Source organism: Facilibium subflavum, from assembly GCF_003574485.1.
Classification (GTDB): domain Bacteria; phylum Pseudomonadota; class Gammaproteobacteria; order Francisellales; family Francisellaceae; genus Facilibium; species Facilibium subflavum.
Window position 1 is genome coordinate 31,755 of record NZ_KZ984698.1, and the last position, 285, is coordinate 32,039.

The window sequence follows — 285 nt, forward strand, 5'->3', positions numbered from 1 at the left end:
CCCTACTCGGCAGTGAACTTCTGCATTTACTTCTTTCAATATTTACATTTTTTCTAAGCTGCCTACTCGGCAGTGAACTACCTGTCACACCATATATTTCATGATTTGATTTTCTAAGCTGCCTACTCGGCAGTGAACGCTCGCTTAGGTCTCTACGGTTAGGTGTACTTTTTCTAAGCTGCCTGTGCGGCAGTGAACAGTTCTTTGGAGTAGAACTTAAGAAAGATGGTTTTCTAAGCTGCTTATTCGGCAGTGAACATTAAGGTGTTCTGGTCAACTAAAATT